This is a genomic window from Moorena sp. SIO3H5 (assembly GCF_010692395.1).
Lineage (GTDB): Bacteria > Cyanobacteriota > Cyanobacteriia > Cyanobacteriales > Coleofasciculaceae > Moorena.
The window spans coordinates 1-4,969 of sequence record NZ_JAAHHS010000504.1; the positions used below are offsets into that span (position 1 = coordinate 1).

Genomic DNA, 4,969 nt, shown 5'->3' on the forward strand with positions numbered 1-4,969 from the left:
AGCCTTAATCATAAATTTTTAACCCTTTTACCCATAGCCGACCAACCATAAAGGCTGCCTTATTTTTGCGGTAACTTCTGACCCGGTCTAAAGACACGGGGCTTTCAGCATCGTTGATTCTTTGTAAAAAACTGAATTAAAGAACGGTTAAGTTGACTTCTCCCGCCACTAAATTAGGCGGGATTATCAGTTATTGTTACTCGATTTATGACTCTCCCTCCCACCACTAAAGTATGTGAAATCTAAAGTAGGTGGAAGTTTAAGTAATTAGTCATTAAGCCTTGATCATAAACCCTTTTTAAACAACTTGTACGCAACAAGAGGTTTCCTGGCAATACTAATGACTAATGACTAATGACTAATAACTGACTGCTTCAAATAGTTGTGCGTGATAACAACACTGGGCAGTTGGCCTTTACTCTGACGTAGTTTGACAAGGAATTCCCCAGTAATCGATCTAAATCTACTAAACTCTTAGCGATAGAAGGGCGACGGTCAGGAGAACCGAGAATCAGCAAGTCGATGTTATTGTCCTCTGCTAACTGGCAGATTCCTGGTCCGGGCTTACCACCACTCACAACACAACGGTAAGAAACACCAAGCTTTTTAGCTTTTGCTGCTGCCTCTGCAAGAACTGGGTCTGTTTCAGCATTGCTCATTAGTTGATCAGGTTTGGCTTCTGGGATGACACGAGCTAGATATAGTTGAACATTCTTCATATCTCGCACTAGGGATAGAGCCAACTCGAAGGAATTTTGAGCAGCATCAGATTTATCCATTGCAACCATCACCCGTCTGATTTGTTTGACGTAGACATCGTCTTTGACCAACAACATTGGGCGGGAAGACAATTGGAACACATATTGGCTAACGGAGTTTTCCAAAATCGCTTCTAGGCGAGTTAGTCCTCTCGAACCCATAATAATCAGGTCGGTTTCCTCTTCATCTGCCACTTGGGTAACAATATTTTTAGGGTCTCCCTGTTTCAGTCTGGGCGTGATTTTGCTGGGGTCAACCTTTAACGACTTGACCGCATCTGCTAGAACTTTACCCCCCTCTTCTAACTTAGCTGACATGGCTTCAGCCGTGGCTTGAGGAGGCACCACATGTAGGACTGTGACCGATGCCTGTTGTATGGCAGGAATTTCGGCCAACATGTTGAACATTTCTTCACACAGTCCCCGACCAGCTACAGATATTAAAAGTTTTCTTATCATTGGGCAATTATTGCTCGAGTTACTAAATTATGATTGGTTACTGACCATTGAGTTGCAAAATTGACTTGCAAAATTGACTTGCAAAATCTAACAATTAACCATTAAAAATGTTTGGTAAATTGTCTGCCACTTACTTGAAACTCAACTCAATGGTATTAAGCTGTGATACATCTAATTGGCACAGCCCGAATCATGATTTTCTGTTTGTTAACCACCAAAAGTTAACAAACAGAAATCAGTTTTAAATATGCCAGTTCAATCCCCAGCAACCTATAGGGACCTCAGATAGTTGTCCGGTAGGGGTTGAGGGTTGGACTTTCCCTGGTATATACAGACCAGGATACTGATAATGAGGCTAGAAAATTTTGAAAATTTATTAACGGCGGTGAGAAGACAGTACTCCTTGATCAGTCAAGACTCTCACGCCTAGCTTCAGTATTAGCTTCACATCTATTAAACTAGGTAAGTCCCTTGGAGACCCGAAAGTCGGATCTAGCTTTTAGGGCAACAGGCTGTATAGCGCCTCCTAAGTGATACGTAACCCACCGGAACTATGGTAAAAATAAGCGATACGCCGTCCGAAGCCCGGTGGGGAGGAGTAAACCTACTCTTCGTCTTCTTCTTCCTTTGTTGGATAAACAAAGCTAGAACGCCCACTCAGAACTGCTTTACCGAGAGAGAGGGCTTTTTGTGCTTCCAGATGCGCTTTGCGCTTCCAGTTAGCTTTACGTTTATCCCGTTTGGATTTTGAGGTTTTCTTCTTAGGAACAGCCATAAGTGTAAATTATTTAAATTGTTAGACAGCTTTTCTATCTTATTTCATTGTCTTGTATCTCGGTCTTCTATCTCGTTGTCAGGTGATGATGACTCAGGAGCCTGGTTGTTGGCTGGCGGCTCAGGAGCCTGGTTGTTGGCTGGCCGTGGCTGAGGACTTGGGGAAACTGGTTCCAGTGACTGTGGCTGAGTTTGAGCCGAAAAATCAGGTTCCTCAACTCGCAGTAAGAACTGGGTATTGGGAAAATAAGTTGCCCAATACTTGGCATCCGGTCGTCTTTGCCAGGATGGACGGCTGACTTCTAACAACAAGACTGGGGCAATTTCTCCTTGATTTTGCCCTAGAATAGTAATCGCTACCTTTGTAGTCAAAATATCACTATCGAAGCTCCGTTGAGCTGCTGCTCTAGCAACTACTTCAGCACGGCGCATAAAGCCTTGGTAAGTTTCCTCAGGCTCACGATTCAGGGTAACATTAATACGGGCTGTCTTGGCTTCGGCGCTTTGGGGAACAATGGCAACTGTCGTCAACCAACTAACCCCTACTAAGCCGGGTAACACCAATAGCCGGATTACTTTGGATAACATAGTCTTGTATCCTCTGATTAGGCTGGAAAAAGGTCAATTCTTATCATGAAGGAAAATCTTTAAGTCAACTAGATTGACTATTGTACTTCGAGAGCCTTGAAAGGTGGACTAGCTTCGATAGTGTTATAATTAATGAATTAATAAAGTTAAGCCGTTAGGTTAAGCTAAACAGGGTTAAATGAGAATTTGCCTGTAAGGGGAAACTACAGAAATAGTAATAAATTTAGGCATACCTAAAATTAGGTATAAGATTTAGTTTCAGCCGCTAGGGTATGGGGTAAATGGCAAATTACGCTGGTATAGCAATTGGCATCAACCACTATCAGTTCTTACAACCTCTAAACTATGGTCAAGCAGATGCTCAAAGACTACAAGGGTTTTTTGTAGACCAAGCTCATCTGCAACCCAGTGAGTTTCTTTTATTAACTGATAATTCACCACCGATTGATGATTTTTTAACCTACCCCAACCGAGAAAATATTCTAAGATGTCTCGACAGGATTCGCCAGAGTCCAGCTTCCCGAGAAAGTTGGCGTTGGTTCTTGTTCAGTGGCTGCGGGGTCAGTTGGGATAAAGTTGACTACCTCATGCCGATTGATGGCAACCCAGATGACATTCCAGGAACAGGTATACCAATAGAATGCCTGTTTTCCTCTCTCAAAACTATGGGGGGCAATAAAATCCTGGTATTGTTAGACATAAACCGCTCACCGGGAATGCCATCTGGTGAACCGGTTGGTGCTGAAACAGTGGAATTAGCCTACCAAATGGGTATTTCCCTGATACTTTCTAGTCAACTCAACCAGTTTTCTCACGAAGCTTCGGCTCTAGGGAATGGCTTATTCACCTCAGCACTTCTAGAAGCACTGCGTTACTATCATACTGACATTACCCTTGAGAATCTTGACAAGTATCTCACAGAGCGCCTACCGGAGTTGAGCCAACACCATTGGCGACCAGTTCAGATTCCTCTTACAGTGATTCCTTTACAGGAGTATCGACAACAAAACATTTGGCCTGAAGGGGCGAGCTCACCACCAGAAAATCAATGGGCTGACCCGATCACTGACTCAGAAGCTACTAAGGTCGTTTTTTCGGAAGATGGCAATAATCTTGAGGTGCCACCCAAGGCCGGGGAACCCTGCCTTGGAGGCGCGCACCTTGAGAGTGAATTTACGAAAAAACCTTTATCGGTGGTAACGCAAAACCCGAATAGCTCTTTACCCACTAACACTGACAGCTCAAACCAAACCTTATCTGACTCAGTAGCTTTAGTTTCTTATTCAAACAGCCAGCCTCAAACTGATACAGAAGAGTTATCGTCATGGCGAGAATGGTTGTTTTGGGGTAGTGGTATAGCTTTGTTGTTAGGACTAGTGAGCTTAACTGTTGTCCGTAACCAGGAAGGCTTGATTACTCAGCAGGTTATCAAAAACACAGAGACTACCAGATTAACTACCACAGTACCAGAGACTAATCAGGTCAGGAATTCCCCAGTAAGATTGCCTACAGCGTCAAAATCCCAGGCAACTCCAGCTCCCTTGCCAAATTCTAAGAGTAAACCCCTGGAAACTAAACCACAGAAATCCCTGGAACCGAGTCTGATCAAGGCCAATCAAGCAGCTTTGGACCAGGCAAGACAATTAGTTGAACCGAAACAGGCATCTGTGTATAGCGATGCGATCGCAATTGCCCGTCAGGTAAAACCTGGGGATCCTCTTTATGAGCAGACACAAAAATATATCACTCGTTGGAGTCACTCAATTTTGGATCTAGCCACGAAACGGGCAAAAAAAAGTGATTTTGAAGGAGCGGTCGCAGCTGCCCAGCTAGTTCCTGAAGATAACCGTTCTGTTTATCATGAGGCTAACGATGCTATTCAACAGTGGCAAATTCTAGCCCAACAGAAGTCCCAGAATCAACAGACTATCCAAACAGCCATCAAACAAGTCCAACGTAATCAAGCGTCTAGTTATAATCGTGCGATCGCAACCCTGCGTAAGATTCCAGCGGGTCAACCGAAGTATGCCACAGCACAAGCGTTAATTGCTCAAGCTAGCGATAAGATTTATGGGATTGCTAAGTCCCGTGCCTCGCGAGGCAAGTTTCTCTCCGCAATTAACACAGCAAAATTAGTCCCAAAAGATACCCCTTACTATGAGGCTGCCCAAGAAGCGATCGCTAGATGGGAGCAAGGTAGACCTTGATAGCCATTTGGGTTTGAAGGTTGAAGGTTGAACCTTGGCCTTTGGCCACGCGTGCGCGTTCAACCTTCAACCAACTAACCTTATAACTGTCAAAGGTTACTCTATGGTATAATCTTAAATAACTAAGCCAGAGCGGAGGGCACGGACAGCTGCTTGGGTACGGTCATCCGCACAGAGTTTATT

4 protein-coding genes are annotated in these 4,969 nt (G+C 44.1%); 1 reads left to right on the forward strand and 3 read right to left on the reverse strand.

Annotation, left to right across the window (positions count from 1 at the left end):
* Positions 1-374: 374 nt before the first annotated feature.
* From F6K52_RS32315 to F6K52_RS32325, 3 genes are all read right to left on the reverse strand, one after another.
* Complete coding sequence (locus F6K52_RS32315) at positions 375-1,217, reverse strand: universal stress protein (protein ID WP_293088546.1); 843 nt, start codon at positions 1,215-1,217, stop codon at positions 375-377.
* A gap of 604 nt (positions 1,218-1,821) precedes the next feature.
* A complete protein-coding gene (gene rpmF, locus F6K52_RS32320) occupies positions 1,822-1,992 on the reverse strand; it encodes a 50S ribosomal protein L32 (protein ID WP_293088549.1) in 171 nt (56 codons plus the stop codon).
* A gap of 44 nt (positions 1,993-2,036) precedes the next feature.
* Positions 2,037-2,579: a hypothetical protein gene (locus tag F6K52_RS32325; protein WP_293088553.1), complete on the reverse strand. Its 543-nt coding sequence runs from the start codon at positions 2,577-2,579 to the stop codon at positions 2,037-2,039.
* Between the two features lie 281 nt (positions 2,580-2,860).
* Between F6K52_RS32325 and F6K52_RS32330 the strand changes: the two genes are divergently transcribed.
* Positions 2,861-4,786, forward strand: a complete 1,926-nt coding sequence (locus F6K52_RS32330) for a caspase family protein (protein ID WP_293088556.1) — start codon at positions 2,861-2,863, stop codon at positions 4,784-4,786.
* The last annotated feature ends 183 nt before the right edge of the window (positions 4,787-4,969 follow it).